Annotated in this window: 17 protein-coding genes; 7 read left to right on the top strand and 10 right to left on the bottom strand. The window is 66.7% G+C overall.

The features are described from left to right. Window positions 1-60 precede the first annotated feature (60 nt). A complete protein-coding gene (locus NO347_RS12135; RefSeq protein ID WP_256289837.1) occupies window positions 61-1,410 on the top strand; it encodes a DEAD/DEAH box helicase in 1,350 nt (449 codons plus the stop codon). A gap of 29 nt (window positions 1,411-1,439) precedes the next feature. Here NO347_RS12135 and NO347_RS12130 read toward each other — a convergent pair whose 3' ends face one another. Further along, window positions 1,440-1,841: a transcriptional initiation protein Tat gene (locus tag NO347_RS12130; protein ID WP_256289836.1), complete on the bottom strand. Its 402-nt coding sequence runs from the start codon at window positions 1,839-1,841 to the stop codon at window positions 1,440-1,442. A 189-nt stretch (window positions 1,842-2,030) separates the two neighbouring features. Here NO347_RS12130 and NO347_RS12125 point away from each other — a divergent pair, with 189 nt between their 5' ends. Then, window positions 2,031-3,593 (top strand): DUF790 family protein, encoded by a 1,563-nt coding sequence (locus NO347_RS12125; RefSeq protein WP_256289835.1) that lies wholly within the window; start codon window positions 2,031-2,033, stop codon window positions 3,591-3,593. Between the two features lie 56 nt (window positions 3,594-3,649). On the opposite strand, the gene NO347_RS12120 is transcribed toward NO347_RS12125, so the two are convergent. After that, window positions 3,650-4,186, bottom strand: coding sequence for a DUF7122 family protein (locus tag NO347_RS12120; RefSeq protein ID WP_256289834.1), 537 nt, complete (start codon window positions 4,184-4,186; stop codon window positions 3,650-3,652). Then, a complete protein-coding gene (locus tag NO347_RS12115) occupies window positions 4,183-5,121 on the bottom strand; it encodes an RsmB/NOP family class I SAM-dependent RNA methyltransferase (protein WP_256289833.1) in 939 nt (312 codons plus the stop codon). Before NO347_RS12115 ends, NO347_RS12120 begins: the two co-directional genes overlap by 4 nt. A gap of 154 nt (window positions 5,122-5,275) precedes the next feature. Between NO347_RS12115 and NO347_RS12110 the strand changes: the two genes are divergently transcribed. From NO347_RS12110 to NO347_RS12100, 3 genes are all read left to right on the top strand, one after another. Then, window positions 5,276-5,446, top strand: a complete 171-nt coding sequence (locus NO347_RS12110) for a hypothetical protein (RefSeq protein ID WP_256289832.1) — start codon at window positions 5,276-5,278, stop codon at window positions 5,444-5,446. 113 nt (window positions 5,447-5,559) lie between these two features. After that, window positions 5,560-6,300 (top strand): proteasome assembly chaperone family protein, encoded by a 741-nt coding sequence (locus NO347_RS12105; protein ID WP_256289831.1) that lies wholly within the window; start codon window positions 5,560-5,562, stop codon window positions 6,298-6,300. Between the two features lie 84 nt (window positions 6,301-6,384). Further along, complete coding sequence (locus NO347_RS12100; protein WP_256289830.1) at window positions 6,385-7,074, top strand: nucleotide exchange factor GrpE; 690 nt, start codon at window positions 6,385-6,387, stop codon at window positions 7,072-7,074. 27 nt (window positions 7,075-7,101) lie between these two features. Here the strand turns inward: NO347_RS12100 and NO347_RS12095 are convergent, their stop codons facing one another. Beyond that, a complete protein-coding gene (locus tag NO347_RS12095) occupies window positions 7,102-8,028 on the bottom strand; it encodes a DUF4349 domain-containing protein (RefSeq protein ID WP_256289829.1) in 927 nt (308 codons plus the stop codon). Window positions 8,029-8,179: 151 nt separating this feature from the next. Continuing rightward, window positions 8,180-9,031, bottom strand: coding sequence for a polymer-forming cytoskeletal protein (locus tag NO347_RS12090; protein WP_256289828.1), 852 nt, complete (start codon window positions 9,029-9,031; stop codon window positions 8,180-8,182). Between the two features lie 117 nt (window positions 9,032-9,148). On the opposite strand from NO347_RS12090, the gene NO347_RS12085 reads away from it, so the two are divergent. Continuing rightward, the gene (locus tag NO347_RS12085; RefSeq protein ID WP_256289827.1) at window positions 9,149-9,352 is read left to right on the top strand and encodes a DUF5800 family protein; all 204 of its coding nucleotides are present in this window, start codon (window positions 9,149-9,151) and stop codon (window positions 9,350-9,352) included. A gap of 50 nt (window positions 9,353-9,402) precedes the next feature. Here the strand turns inward: NO347_RS12085 and NO347_RS12080 are convergent, their stop codons facing one another. Both NO347_RS12080 and NO347_RS12075 read right to left on the bottom strand, forming a co-directional pair. Further along, complete coding sequence (locus tag NO347_RS12080) at window positions 9,403-10,086, bottom strand: dolichyl-phosphate hexose transferase (RefSeq protein ID WP_256289826.1); 684 nt, start codon at window positions 10,084-10,086, stop codon at window positions 9,403-9,405. Between the two features lie 75 nt (window positions 10,087-10,161). After that, a complete protein-coding gene (locus NO347_RS12075; RefSeq protein ID WP_256289825.1) occupies window positions 10,162-10,947 on the bottom strand; it encodes a ribonuclease H-like domain-containing protein in 786 nt (261 codons plus the stop codon). A gap of 125 nt (window positions 10,948-11,072) precedes the next feature. On the opposite strand from NO347_RS12075, the gene NO347_RS12070 reads away from it, so the two are divergent. Beyond that, a complete protein-coding gene (locus tag NO347_RS12070; protein ID WP_256289824.1) occupies window positions 11,073-11,777 on the top strand; it encodes an SOS response-associated peptidase in 705 nt (234 codons plus the stop codon). Window positions 11,778-11,847: 70 nt separating this feature from the next. Here NO347_RS12070 and NO347_RS12065 read toward each other — a convergent pair whose 3' ends face one another. Genes NO347_RS12065 through NO347_RS12055 form a run of 3 tightly spaced genes read right to left on the bottom strand, consistent with a single transcriptional unit; the run spans window position 11,848 to window position 14,233 of the window. Further along, window positions 11,848-12,612, bottom strand: coding sequence for an amino acid ABC transporter ATP-binding protein (locus tag NO347_RS12065; RefSeq protein WP_256289823.1), 765 nt, complete (start codon window positions 12,610-12,612; stop codon window positions 11,848-11,850). Beyond that, complete coding sequence (locus NO347_RS12060; protein WP_256289822.1) at window positions 12,609-13,331, bottom strand: ABC transporter permease; 723 nt, start codon at window positions 13,329-13,331, stop codon at window positions 12,609-12,611. The genes NO347_RS12065 and NO347_RS12060 overlap by 4 nt, the downstream gene beginning before the upstream one ends. Next, window positions 13,328-14,233, bottom strand: a complete 906-nt coding sequence (locus tag NO347_RS12055; protein WP_425492390.1) for an ABC transporter substrate-binding protein — start codon at window positions 14,231-14,233, stop codon at window positions 13,328-13,330. Before NO347_RS12055 ends, NO347_RS12060 begins: the two co-directional genes overlap by 4 nt. Window positions 14,234-14,276: the final 43 nt, after the last annotated feature.

Here is a 14,276-nt window from a genome sequence, read left to right as displayed (position 1 = left end):
ACGACCGGATACCACAGCCGCGGCCGACAGTATATATACGATCACGACGGACCAACGAACGTGATCACGCTGCGGTTCGAGGACGGCACGATCCGAGTGTCGGGGCTCGAGGAGTCGGATCGGGCCGTCGAGTCGCTGCCGGGCGTCGCGTGGGACGAGCGCGGACTTGTCGCTCGTGCGCCCGCCTATCGGTACGCAGAGCTTCGCACAGCCCTCCGCGAGCGCGACGTGGCGTTCGAAGATCAGGTGCTCCCGGACGAACGGCTGTCGCTGTCGCACTCGTACGATCTCCGGCCGTACCAGACCGAGGCGATCGACGCCTGGCGCGCGAACGACGAGCGGGGCGTCGTCGAACTCCCGACCGGCGCCGGCAAGACGGTACTCGCGGTCGACGCCATCGCCGCGCTCGGCGTCCCGACGCTCGTGGTCGTGCCGACGATCGACCTCCTCGACCAGTGGCGACGCGAACTCGAAACGGAGTTCGACGTTCCGGTCGGGCAGTTCGGCGGCGGCGAACAAAAACGAGAGGCGATCACGGTCTCGACGTACGACTCGGCGTATTTCCGGGCCGAAGACGTCGGTGGCGACTTCGGATTCGTCGTCTTCGACGAAGTCCACCACCTCGGGGGCGAGGGCTACCGCGACGCCGCGCGCCTGCTTGCCGCACCCGCACGGCTCGGTCTGACGGCGACGTTCGAGCGGCCCGACGGCGCCCACGAAGTCATCTCGGACATCGTCGGTCCGAAGGTGTACGAGGCGTCAGTCGACGACCTCGCGGGCGAACACCTCGCCGACTACGAGGTCCGGCGGATCGAAGTCGCGCTCAGCTCGGCCGAACGCGACGCCTACGACGAGGCCCAGGGCACGTTCGTCGACTACCTGAAGCACTCGAACCTCTCGCTGCGGAGCGGCTCGGATTACCGAAAGCTCGTGATGCGCTCGGGCACCGACCCGAAGGCTCGCGAGGCGCTCCTCGCGAAGCAGCGCGCGCGCCGGATTATGATGAACGCCGACGCGAAAGTCGACACGCTGGGGCGGCTCCTCGATCGCCACCGCGACGACCGGGTCATCGTCTTCACCGCACACACCGATCTCGTCTATCGGCTCTCCGAGCGGTATCTCCTCCCAGCGATCACGAGCGAGACCGGCACGAAAGAGCGGCGCGAGATACTCGAACGCTTCCGCGACGGCACGTACTCGCGGGTCGTGACGGCGAACGTCCTCGACGAGGGCGTCGACGTCCCCGACGCGAACGTGGCCGTCGTCCTCGCCGGCTCAGGTTCCGAACGGGAGTTCACCCAGCGGCTCGGGCGGGTCCTCCGCCCCAAGCGCGACGGCGGACGCGCGCTGCTCTACGAGGTCGTGAGCGAGGAGACCGCCGAAGAACGGGTCGCAGACAGGCGGCGATAGGGCCGATCGGTGTCTTCCGACGCGCAGCCCTACGCAAGCGTGACGTTGAGGTCGCCGTTACTCGTGAACTCGTCGTAGGCGACGTCGAATGTGACCGCCCACTCCGCGGTCCCATCGGCGGCGACAGTGACAGAGGTCTCTCGCTCGAAGTCGTCGCCAGCGACGCGGACCGTGACGACGACAGTGGCCGTCCGCTGGGCACCACTGCGGTTCTCGACCGTCCCGAAGACCCGGAGCGCGTCGTCATCGATCGCCTCGAAGTCGAACGTCCCGATCGTGAGATTGGGGCGAGCGGGCGTCTGTCGAGGCTGATCGGCGGGCGCGTCGGGGGCGTGACGCGGTCCCGTCGCCCTCGGCGGGGCACCGAGACAGCCGCCGAGGACCGTCGCGACCAACCCCGCACCGGTTCGGAGGACGGTTCGTCGCTTCATCGTCCGCTCAAGGCTCGGCCGCGCGTATGAGTCTTCTCCTCCAGTGCTTCGGGGCGGCGCACAGCCGAGAGACTGCACGGGACGATGCCACTGCCGTGAGACTGCACGGGACGATGCCACTGCCGTGAGACTGCACGGGGCGATGGCCGCAGCGGCACGCTCTTGTCCCGCCGTCTCGAACCCCCCGGCGTGCTGCGAAAGGACCTCCTCCGGGTCTCCCGGGCCGGCGGCGGCTATCATCCGCAGTTCGCGGGCCGGAGCGACCGCCCGCTCGCGGCCCGAGTCATCGGCGTCTTCCAGGGCCACGTCGGACAGCCGCGACACGCCCTCGACGAGGCACTCGACGACCTCGAACGCGACGCCGACGACTTCAAGCTCGTCCGGGGGTTCGCCGCGCTGCTCGAACGCGAGGCGACGTTCGAGACACGCGCACCGCTGCCGCCCGAGCGCGTCCGCCGCGTCGTCTTCGAGGCCGCCGAGGACGCCGGCGCTGTCGTGAGCGACGACGACCGACAGGCGGCGCTGGCCGAGGCCGCAGACAGGCTCGGGACCGGTATCGAAGCCATCGAGCACTCGCTGTACGCCGACCGCGACGTCAACGAGGTGCTCGCGGGGTTCGACCCGCGCTGGAGTCCCGACCAGCTCGTCGAGCAGTACAATCTCTCGCTGGCGCAGACCGCGCTGTTCGACGCGACCGAGGTCCGGATCCGAAATTCCGATCCGAAGCGGCTCGTCTCGGCCGTCAAACGACTCGGTCTGCTGTACGAGATCCGGCGCAGGAACGTAGACGACGGCGACGGAGCCGGCCAGCCGATCGCCGAGCGCGAACTCGTCGTGACGGGGCCGGACGCGCTCTTCCGTCGCACGCGGCGCTACGGGACCGCGTTCGCACGCCTGTTGCGGAGCGTCGCGACCGCCGCCGAGTGGTCGCTCGCGGCGACGATCGACGACCGCGGGACGGAGCGCGAGCTACGGCTCGGTCCTGAAGACGTCTCGGTCCCGGAGGTCGAACCGGTCGCCGAGCCAACCTACGACAGCGGCGTCGAAGCCGACTTCGCCGCCCGCTTTTCGAACCTGGATCTCGACTGGGACCTCTCCCGAGAGCCCGAACCGCTCGCGGCGGGCGCGCGGGCGATGATCCCCGATTTCGCGTTCGAGTACCGGCCGGGCGGCGACGGCGGATCCGCGAGGCCATCGCTGCGTGTCTTCTTCGAGGTGATGGGCTTTTGGACGCCCGAGTACGTCGAGAAGAAACTCGATCAGTTCGGGAGCGTCGACGACGACGTCGAACTCCTCGTGGCGGTCGACGAGTCGCTCGGCGTCGGCGAGGAGATCGAAGCCCTCGACCACCGCGTGGTCACGTTCTCCGGACGCGTGCGCGTCAAAGACGTAGTCGACGCGCTCGGAGAGTACGAGTCCGACCTCGTCGCGGCGGCCGCGGCGGAACTGCCCGACGAACTCGTTCCCGACGACGACGTGATCGACCTCGACGCGCTGGCAGCGGAGCGCGGTGTGAGCGTCGACGCGCTCGATTCGGTCTCGTTCCCGGAACACGAGCGCGTGGGTCGGACACTGATCCGTCCCGACGTGTTGGAGGCACTCGACGCGGAGATCAGCGTGGGGATGTCACTCGCGGATGCGGAGTCGGTCCTGGAGGCCCGCGGCGTCGACGACGCATCCGCAGTCCTCGCGCGACTCGGCTACCGAGTCGCGTGGGAGGGACTCGGCGGCGGAACGATCGAGCAGAAGTAGTCTCGGGGTGGGGTCGCGGTAGCTTGGCTCGCCTATCCGGTGACTGCCCGTCTCGCCTATTCGAGGTCCTCGCGCCGCCCTTTCGGGACGGTCGAGCGGAGTTCGCCGTGGAGATACAGGCCGACGCCGATCGGCTCGACGTCGCCGGCGATCTCGTGGGCGGCGACGACGTAGCCCCAGTCGCCGTCCCAGCGGGGGAGTTCCTGGTCGTCGCCGCGGGCGAAGCAGGCGGCCTCGTCGCCGTCGAGGACGACGACGTTCTCCGTGGCGTCGCGACAGAAGCGCTGGACGGCGTTCGTCGAGGGCTTCCAGTGTTCCTGGCGCGCCCGCAGGATCCGCAGGCCGAGTCCCTCGACCGCAATCGGTGAGACCACGTCGGCCGCGAACGCCCAGATCTTGCCGTTACCTTTCTCCCAGAAGGTGTGTCCGTCCCACGTCTCCGGCGGGACGCCGAAGCGTTGGTCCCACCACTGAACGACCTCCTCGCGGGTGGGTCGGCCGGGAACGACGCGCTCGTCGGCCGTCGCCGGCAGCCGATCGAACTGTTGGCCGTCGTTCTCCGGCGGGTCGGCGTTGGAGTCGGCGTCGGTCACGCCGTCACCTCCAGTTTGGCGCAGAAGAACCCACCCGTGTCGTTGCGGTGCGGGTAGACTCGGTGCGCCAGTTCGACCGACGGGTCGTACGTCTCGCCGTCCCACTCCGTGACGCCGGGGTCCGTCTCGAACCCGTCCGGGGCGTCCCACTCGCGCATCTCACAGTCGCCCTCGTCGAGGACGTGATCCAGCACGGCCTCGTTCTCCTCGGGCGCGAACGTACAGGTGGAGTAGACGACGGTGCCGCCGGGTTTCGTCGCCTGGATCGCGCGGCGGAGGATCCCCTTCTGGATCCCCGCGACGCTCTCGACGTGGGTCATCGACCAGCGGTCCAGCGCGTCGGGGTTCTTCCGGATGGTGCCCTCACACGAGCAGGGGGCGTCCACGAGCGCTTTGTCGAACGCCTCGATGCGCTTTGCGTCGTCGGTGCGGTCGCCGAACGGCTTGAACGAGAAGTTTCGAGCGTCCTGATTGGTCACGACGAGGTTCGTGATGCCCAGTCGTTCGGCGTTGTGTCGGAGCGCCGAGAGCCGTCCGAGGTTGTTGTCGTTGCCGACGAGGACGCCTTCGTCGTCCATCAGGTCCGCGAGTTGGGTCGTCTTGCTCCCCGGAGCCGCCGCGGCATCCCAGACGACCTCGCCGGGTTGTGGATCGAGTGCGAGCGCGGGCAGCGCCGAGACTTCCTCTTGGCCGTGGAGCCAGCCGTGAAAGTACGGCCAGGACGTACCGGGGCCGCGCTCGTCGAGACGAAGCACGCCGGGGTGCCAGTCGGTCGCCTCGTAGGCGACGCCCTCGGCGTTGAGCGCCTCGCGAGCGCGCTCGATCGACGCTTTCAGCGTGTTGACGCGGACGACCGAGGGCAGCGGCCGTTCACACGCCGCGCGGAACGCGTCGAAGTCGTCGACGAGCGACGCGTACCGCTCGAGTGGTTGCATACCTTCGTCATCTGCCCGCGCTCGCTTGTGGGTGTCGGTTCAATCCGCGGCGCGGGCGAGTGCGATTATTCATATCACTTATATTTTGGTCGTCGTTCTCGATGTGCTGTGTCGTCGAACCACATTTATTGCTCAACTGAGACGACTATGAACTATGAACGACGAAACAGTTGCAAAAGTCCGCAGGGCGGTGGAATGTGCGATCGAAGACACTGACGACCGGGAAGTCCGCTTCGCGCTGCGGCAGGCCGCGCAGTTGCTCCTCGCTGTCGAGGAACGCGCCGACGACGAGTTGGGTCCGCGACAGACAGCAGGGCCGGTGTGAATCTCCTCGTCCGTCTCGTCACAGAGCGTTGATGAAAGGATTACTACTGCCGTCTGACGTCGCAGTCGCAATCTCCCAGCGGTTTTACCACCGGCCGGGTCGTCTGGGGGAATATGGCTCGGATCTCCGTGCTCACAGACGACGTGTCGCTGTCGGAACCGTCGATGGTGGAGGGCTTCCCCGGGGTCGGACTCGTCGGGAAGATCGCTGCCGACCACCTCGTCGAGGAGTTCGAGATGACGCACTACGCCAACGTCTACTGCGACGGTATCCCCGAAGTCGCCGTCTATCGCGAGAACGACGCCGAACTCCAGCCACCTGTCCGCATCTACGCCGACGAGGACCGCGATCTGCTGGTTCTCCAGAGCGACGTCCCCGTTCGCCCGGACGCCGCGGGCGAACTCGCCGGCTGTCTCGCGAGCTGGTTCGAGGAGCTCTCGGTGACGCCGCTGTATCTCTCGGGGATCCCCCGCGAGAAGGAAGGGACCGTGCCGTCGCTCTACGGCCTCGGGACGGGCGAGGGAGTCGACATCGTGGCCGACGTCGGGATCGAAGCTCCCCACGAGACCGGCCTCGTCTCCGGACCGACGGGCGTCCTCCTGAGCAACGCCGTCGAGTCGGGGCGGACGGCAGTCGGGCTCGTCGTCGAGTCGGATCCGAGGTTCCCCGATCCGGAAGCCGCGCGCGTGCTGATCAAGAAGGGGATCGAGCCGCTCACCGGGCTCGACGTTCCCGTCGACGACCTCGTCGAGCGTGCAGAGCAGATACGGCAGGCAAAAGACCGGCTCGCAAAGCGGATGCAGGAGGCCGGCGAGGAGAGCACGCAGGCGCGCCCGATCGGAATGTACCAGTAGCGGCCGGCCGTTCGGCGCCGCGGTCTGCGCGCTGGGACGACACCTTTCTACACGTTTAAGGCTCGCCGACTACTCCCTCCGGGTATGAGCGACGAGTCCCCCGAGAGTCGTGCGGCGGCGTCCGACGCCGAGAACGCCGAGGCAGAACACGAATCCGTCGACACGGACGCTGCCGCAGCGAACGGCGAAGTCGACCCCGACAGCGGGGCCGCCGGGGCCGCGGCCGACGAGGAGATTCCTGACGTCGCCTCGCGCGTCGCCGACTACGACGACGACCTCGCCGACGAGGTCGCGGCGCTGGAGTCGCGGGTCGCCGAGGCCGAGTCCGACCTCGAAGCGAAAGCCGAGCGAGTCGAGGAGCTCGAAAGCGCGCTGAAGCGCTCGAAGGCGGACTTCAAGAACTACAAGAAGCGCGCGAAAAAGCGCGAAGACGAGATTCGAGAGCGCGCGACCGAGGACTTCGTCGGTCGCGTCGTCAGCGTTCGCGACAACCTCGTCCGCGCGCTCGACCAGGACGAGGACGCCGACATCCGGCCGGGTATCGAATCGACGCTGGAGGAGTTCGATCGCATCCTCGAAGACGAGAACGTGACGACGATCGATCCCGAACCCGGCGAGGCAGTCGATCCGATGCGCCACGAAGTGATGATGCGCGTCGACGACGAACAGCCCGAAGGGACGGTCGTCGACGTCTACCAGCCGGGCTACGAGATGGCTGGATCGGTCCTCCGTGAGGCACAGGTCACCGTGAGCACCGGCGAAAGCGACTCCTAACCCCGTTCTGTCGCGGTCCGTCGCTTATCATCCAGTCGCCAGATAGCGGCGGCCGACCCGCCAGAGGAGGCCGGCGACGACGAGGACCGGCAGCGCGAACGCGATCAGGTACGGCAGCGCGAAGGCGAAGCCGACGACGACCGCGCGGGCGACGACGACGACGCCGTCGACCGACTGCATAAACGCCGAAAGCACGGGCGTATCGTACCAGCGGTCGGGTGCGACGCGGTTCGGCGTCGGACGGGGTTCTTCGAGCCGAACGGTCAGCGTCGAGTACGCGACCTGTCGCTGGAGGTTCTGCTGTCGCGCTTCGAGGCGTTCGATCTCGCCCTGCACGTCCGAGAGTTCGCGCTGCACGGCGAGGACGTCCTCGGTGTCGTTGGCCTGCTGATACAGTTCTCGGAGGCGGTCGCGCTCGGCGCGGAGATTTTCGAGGCGGGCCTCGATGTCGACGAGTTGGTCGGTCACGTCGCGGGAGTTCACCTCGACGGACTGCACCTCGCCGAGTCCCTGGGCGTCCGCGACGAGGGCGTCGAACTCCTCGCTCGGCACGCGGAGCACCATCTCGCCGCGGATCCACGTCTCGTTGCCGATCTGTCTGCGGTCCTGCCGGGTGTCGCTGACGTACCCGCCGTAGCCCTCGACGGTCGTAGTGAGGTTCGACTGCGCGGCCCCGAAGTCGTCGACTTCGACGGCGACGGTGCCCGTGCGGATTATCGCGCGGTCGGTCGGCATCGCGACGTCATCCGACGCGCCGCTTCCGGCCTCCTCTGGCGCTTGGGTCGCTGCGGGCGTGCCTGTCGCCCGCGCGCCCGTGTCGGCTGCGATCTCCGTCGCCTGTTCGACCCCTCCGCCCGCGCCGCCGTCGCTGCCGCCGCCGGTCGACGCGCCGCACCCGGCGAGGGCGACGAGTCCGACGATCGCGAGCGCCGCGAGTGTGCGTCTCGATACCATTTCGAGTTCGAGTACGACAGACCGACGGAAAGGCGCGCCGGTGGCACAAAGGGGTGTTTGAGTTTCGAGCGGTGGGTCAGAATGGTGGGTTGCAAACGGCTGCGCAAAAGCGGTGTTCGGGTGGGAGAGGCGGCCCAAACGGCGCGCCCGGCTATTCGGAGTCGCGAGAGTCGTCCGAGCGGATCAGTCGCATATCGCCAGACGCGCGGATCGTCCCGTCGACGTCGCCGCCGTCGTGGAGTTCGAGATCCGAGCAGGAGACGTCACCGAGGACGCGAGCGCCGTCGGCGATCGTGACGGTGCCGTCGCGGGTCGTCACGTCGCCGTGGACGCGCGTTCCCTCGCCGACGGTGATGTCCCCGCGGGCGCGCAGGCTCCCGAAGATGTTGTTGTCCTCGCCGACCGTGATCGTCTCCGCGCGGACGTTGCCGTGGAGTCGGCACTCGTCGCCGATCGTCGCGGGAGTCGACGCCTGCCAGGCGTCGTCGGAGACGGTCGAACCGCGCGGGATCACGAGCGGGTCGTCTTCGCTGTCGCCGGAGAGCGCGTCCGCGAGTTCGTCGGCCGCCTCGTTCTCCCCGAGACGGAGGAGTTGCGACAGGACGACGAAGTAGAAGACCAGCGTCGGAACCGGGTTCCGGATGACGATCCAGCCGTTGGCCTCGAAGCCCTCCTCGATGTCGACGTCGTCGCCGATGTCCAGGTCGCCGGAGACCATCAGCCGGCCGCTGACGTGGACGCGTTCGCCGAGGTAGGCGTCCTCGCCGACGAGGACGTTGCCGGCGACGTCACACCAGACGTCGAGGCGACAGTCGCCCTCGGCCTCGATGTCGCCGCCGAAAGTGACGCGCTCGCCCGCGAGGACGTTCCGCCCTCTGACGCCGAACTCGACGGTACTCTGCCCGCCGACCACGATGTCCCCGTCGGTAACGAGATCGTGCTCCTCGACGGTCGTGCCGTCTGGGATCTCTAGCGCGTCGAACGGGTCCTGACCGAGTGCCACACTCCGCATCAACACACCCGGCATAATAAACGGCGCGTCAGACGATCGTCCGACGAGCGGCCGTCTTCTCTCCGCCGGACTGATGGGCTTTTACTCCGGGACCGACTACGGGGTGCTATGACTGTACTCTCGTTCGACGAAGAGGGCGTCGACGTCGTCTACGAAGGGACCGAATTCCGCCTGGAGAAAGAGCTGATCGAGGAGGCGACTGAGAAGTCCTACCCCGACGTGACGGACCACGAAGTGTTACAGATCGTCGAGGAGAGCCCCTCCTTGAGCGGCGAGCCGCGACGGATCGCCGACATTCTCCGGTCAGCGTAGGTCCGTCGACTTCCTCGCGACCGCGACGCGACCGCTCCGCCGCCGCGTTCTCACCCGAATCGCTCTTCGAGCGCCACCTTCACGATCGACTTCGCGATGGCCGCGCCGCCGCCGAACGGGTCGAGTTTGGTCTCGCCGGCGCGCTCGCGGTACGGGATCGGCTCCTCGCGAATCTCGTAGCCGCGCATCAGCGGTCGCACCAGCAGTTCCGCAGAGAGCCCCGTGTTCTCGGTCCACTCGATCTCGTGGAGGAGTTCGCGTCGGTACGCGCGCATCCCGGTCGTGGTGTCGTGGACGCGCTCGCCCATCAGTACCGACGCGAGAACCGCGAATGCGGTGTTACCGAGGCGGTTGAGACCGGGCATCGCCTCGGCGCCGTAGTACAGGCGGTCGCCGGAGACGACGTCGTAGCCCTCGTTGATCAGGTCCAGAAACTGCGGGAGCCGTTCCATCGGGTAGGTGTCGTCGCAGTCGGTCGTGACGACGACCGGATGATCCGGCGTGAGAACTGCCTCACGTACGGCGTAGCCGTACCCCATCGGCGGCTGTTCGATCACGGTCGCGCCGTGCTCCCGGGCGATTTCGGGCGTTCGGTCGCTCGAACTGTCGACGCAGACGACTTCCGCGCGACCGTCGGTGATCTCCTCGATGTCCGACAGCACCGTGTCGATCGCTTCCTCCTCGTTGTAGGTGCCCATCACGACCGCGAGATCGTCGAAGGTGTACTCGCTCATTACCGGTCGTATCCGTCCGGGGTATTTGTACTTTTAGGTTCGCCAAAAACAGCGCCTGAACGCGAGGAGAGAGAGCTACGCGAGCGGGTCCGGGATTCCGGGTGATTCGTCCGCAACAGCCCCGAGCGAGTCGTCGTGCAGACGGCGGGCGACGACGTCGGCGAGGTTCTGGAGGTTCTCGGTGTCGTCGCGGTTGTACGAGACGAGCGTGTCGAGGGCGTCGTCGTCGCCGTCGCGTTCGTATTGGTACCACAGGCGGACTGCATCGCGGCCCGAGAGGTCCGGACGGTCCCGATCGACACCGATCTGTTTTTCGATCGATTTCAAGCCGCCCGTCAGGTCGATGCGGCGGCAAGAGTACATCAGGTCGAGATGGGGCGCGTCGACCGAGAGCTCGAAGTTGTCTTCGAGGAAGGGGACGTCGAACTGCTTGCCGTTGAACGAGACGATGAGCGGGGCGTCGCGGAACTGCTCGCGAAGCGCCGCGGCTGTCAGGTCCTCGCCGCGGACGAACGTCGTCGTCTCACCGCCCTGCGTGAACGAGGCGGTGGTGACGTTCTCCCGACTGGAGTCGAGGCCGGTGGTCTCGATGTCGAAAAAGAGCGCGTCGTCGCGGAAATTCTCGTAGAACCGCCAGGTCTCACCGGAGGGGAACTGCTCGCCGAAGTAGCGCACGTCGCCGTCGTCGAGCCGTTCCAGAGCCTCCGCGACGAACGACTCCACTCGTTCGCTCGTCTTCTCGCCGAGCGGCGCGCGTGCGGAGTCGAACTCCTCCCAGGTGAGGATGCCGGACTCCCACAGCGAGCGCTCGCGCTTCGCGCCGACCCCGCTCGCGGGGACGAAACTGTTCTCGATACGCATACTCGGGTGAGAGAGCGGCGGGCGCCTAAACCCTTCGAGGGCCGGCGGTCGGTGCGCCAGTGGGAAAGCAGAAACGGCGACGAGACGGCCGGGGTCGTTTTGAGGGCTCGCACCCATCGACGCGTATGTGCGGTCGTTACACGCTCTTTACCCCCGCCGAAGAACTGGCGTCGCGCTTCGACGCGACGTTCGAGGAGCCACCGGAGCCGCGGTACAACTGCGCGCCCGGGCAGTCCCTGCCGGTCCTCACCAACGACGACCCGGATCGCTTTCGGCGGTTCAAATGGGGGCTGGTCCCCTCCTGGGCCGACGACGAGGGCGTCGGCAACGACCTGATCAACGCGCGCGCGGAGACGCTCGCAAAGAAACCCAGTTTCGAGGCGGCCTACGAGCGTCGTCGGTGTCTCGTCCCCGCCGACGGGTTCTACGAGTGGGTGGAGGAAGGTGACGCGAAACAGCCCTACCGGGTCGCATTCGCCGACGACCGGCCGTTCGCGATGGCGGGGCTGTGGGAGCGCTGGGAGCCGTCACACACCCAGACTGGATTGGGCGATTTCGGCGGCGGGAACAGCGCCGAGTCCGACGGCGACGACGCCGTCGAATCGTTCACTATCGTCACGACCGAGCCGAACGACGTCGTCGCTGACCTCCATCACCGGATGGCTGTCGTGCTCGACCCCGACGAGGAGGAGACGTGGCTCCACGGCGACGTCGAGGAAGCGGCCGAACTCCTCGATCCGTCTCCGGCCGACGAGTGGGAGGCGTATCCGGTCTCGACGCGCGTGAACAGTCCCGCGAACGACGCCCCAGCGCTGATCGAGCCGGTCTGAGAAGCACAGAACGGAGAGCGCGTGGAGGGTCGCTGTCGAAGACGGCGGAGGTTGGTAGGGGTGCAGGCGATCAGTACACGAGTTCGCCGGAGATGAACTGCTGGGTGCGGTCGTCTGTCGGGTTCTCGAAGATCGTCTCGGTGGGGCCGATTTCGGTGAACCCGTCGCCGAGCAACACCCCGACCCGATCGGCGATGCGTTCGGCCTGGTGCATATCGTGGGTCGCGACGACGACGCCGATGCCGCGGTCGCGGGCTTCCAGAACCGCCTCCTCGATCACATCCGTGTTCCGAGGATCGAGGTCCGAAGTCGGCTCGTCGAGGAGGAGATACGACGGGTCGTACGCTAACGCCCGTGCGAAGGAAACGCGCTGAGCTTCCCCACCCGAAAGCGAGCGGGCCTGCTGGTCGAGTTTGTCCCTCAGGCCCACCACGTCGAGGGATCGCTTCACCGCCTTCGGCGTTCCGTTCGAGCCGACGATTGACCACAGCGTGTCGCGAAGCCGATTCTCCCAGGGCTGACGCACTCGGAGTCCGTACTCCACGTTTCGGGCCACGCTGGCGTCGAACAGACTCGCTTCCTGGAACACCGTCCCGACCCGGCGTCGGAGCTGCAGTCGTTCGTCTTCGCCGGCCGACCATACCGACTGGCCGTCCAGTTCGACTGTCCCCGCAGTCGGTCTGTTGAACAGCGCCAAGATACGGAGCAGTGTCGTCTTACCGACGCCCGACGGGCCGATAACCGCGACGACTTCGCCCGGGTCGACCGAGAGCGTGACGTCTTCGACGACGGTCTCCTCGCCGTATGCTTGCGAAACGTTCGAGAGCCTGATCATTGGTTCACCGATCCCTCGTCGCCGAATCGAACGACGACAGCGTTCACTGTCAAGACGAGAGCCAGGAGGACCGCGCCGAGGACCATCGCGGTGTCGTACTGGCCTTGGCGGGCTTCGAGTTGGATCGCGGTCGTCAGTGTTCTGGTCTGGGAGATGCCGCTCGCGCTCGTGATGTTGCCGCCGACGATGAGAACGGACCCGACCTCGCTGATCGCCCGCCCGAAGCCCGCGAGAATAGCCGTTGCGATCCCGTATCGGGCCTCTTTGATCACGACGAGCGCGACGTCGAGACGCGTGCCGCCCAGTGCGCGGGCGGCGTCGCGGACGTTCTCGCTCACGCCAGTGATGGCTGCGAGGCTGATCGCCGTGATCGGCGGCGTCGCGAGCACGAACTGCGAGATAATCATCGCCTCCTTGGTGAAGATCAGTTCGAGCGAGCCGAGCGGTCCCTGATTGGAGACGATAAAGAGAACCAACAACCCGACGACGACGCTCGGAAAGCCCATCCCGGTGTTGATGACCGACTTGACGAACTGCTTGCCCGGGAAGTCGGTGAAACCCATCACGACTGCGACCGGGATGCTAAAGAGCGTACTCAACGCCACCGCAATCCCGCTCACGTACAGCGAGACGTAGATGATGCTCCGAACGTATCCCTCCCGGAAGGGAAAGTCGACGAGCGCCGGAGATAGTAGAGCTGGTTCGAGCGACACGCTCACTCGTCGGACGAGTTGCTACTCCAGCCTTCCGGAACGTACTGTTGGAAGTCGGGGTCTTCGGAGATAGCCTCCGGGAAGAACAGTTGCTCTCCGTTCATCGTGTATTCGGAGATCGCGTTCTGGGCGCCGGGACTGGTGATCCATCCGATGTAGGCCATCGCGAGGTCGTAGTTTGCATTGTCGTGAACGCCGGGATTCACTGCCATAATACCGTAGGGGTTCGAGAGGATCTCCGGCCCGCCCTCGATCGGTCCCTGCACGAGGATGGTAAGGTCGATCTCCGAACGCTGTGAGATGAAGGTCCCACGGTCCGAGAGCGTGTAAGCGCCCTGCTGATTAGCGATGTTCAGCGCCTCGCCCATTCCGGTGCCCGTCTCCTGATACCAGTCGCCACCGGGTTCGGTGCCAGCGGCTTCCCAGAGATTGAGCTCTTTCGTGTGCGTCCCGGAGTTGTCCCCGCGGGAGTCGAACGCCGCCTCCGCCTCGGCGATCGTCGTGAGCGCGTCGGTCGCCGAGCCCATTCCCTGGATCCCCGCCGGGTCGCTCTCGGGGCCGACGATGACGAAGTCGTTGAACATCAGGTCTCGTCGGTTGATCCCGTATCCGTTGCGCATAAATTCGTCTTCGAGGCCCCGTGCGTGGACCATCACCACGTCGGAGTCGCCGTTACGGGCCGACTCCAGCGCCGCGCCGGTCCCCTGGGCGACCGCGTCCACGGTCACACCGTACATCTCCTCGAAGTCGGTATGGATCGCGTCCAAGAGTCCCGTGTCGTATGTGCTCGTCGTCGTCGTCAACGTGAGCGTTTCACCGGATACGCCTGCTTGTGCCTGCTGACTCTGCTCACTGCCGGTGACCTGTGAACAACCGGCGACCCCGGTGGCTCCCACAACGGCGCCAATCTTGAGGAACGATCGTCGAGAGGTCGCCCCACTGAACCGAGAT

Origin of the sequence: Halobellus inordinatus (genome assembly GCF_024464655.1) — an archaeon.
Taxonomy (GTDB): domain Archaea; phylum Halobacteriota; class Halobacteria; order Halobacteriales; family Haloferacaceae; genus Haloquadratum; species Haloquadratum inordinatus.
This window is presented reverse-complemented; position numbering and strand designations above follow the sequence as displayed.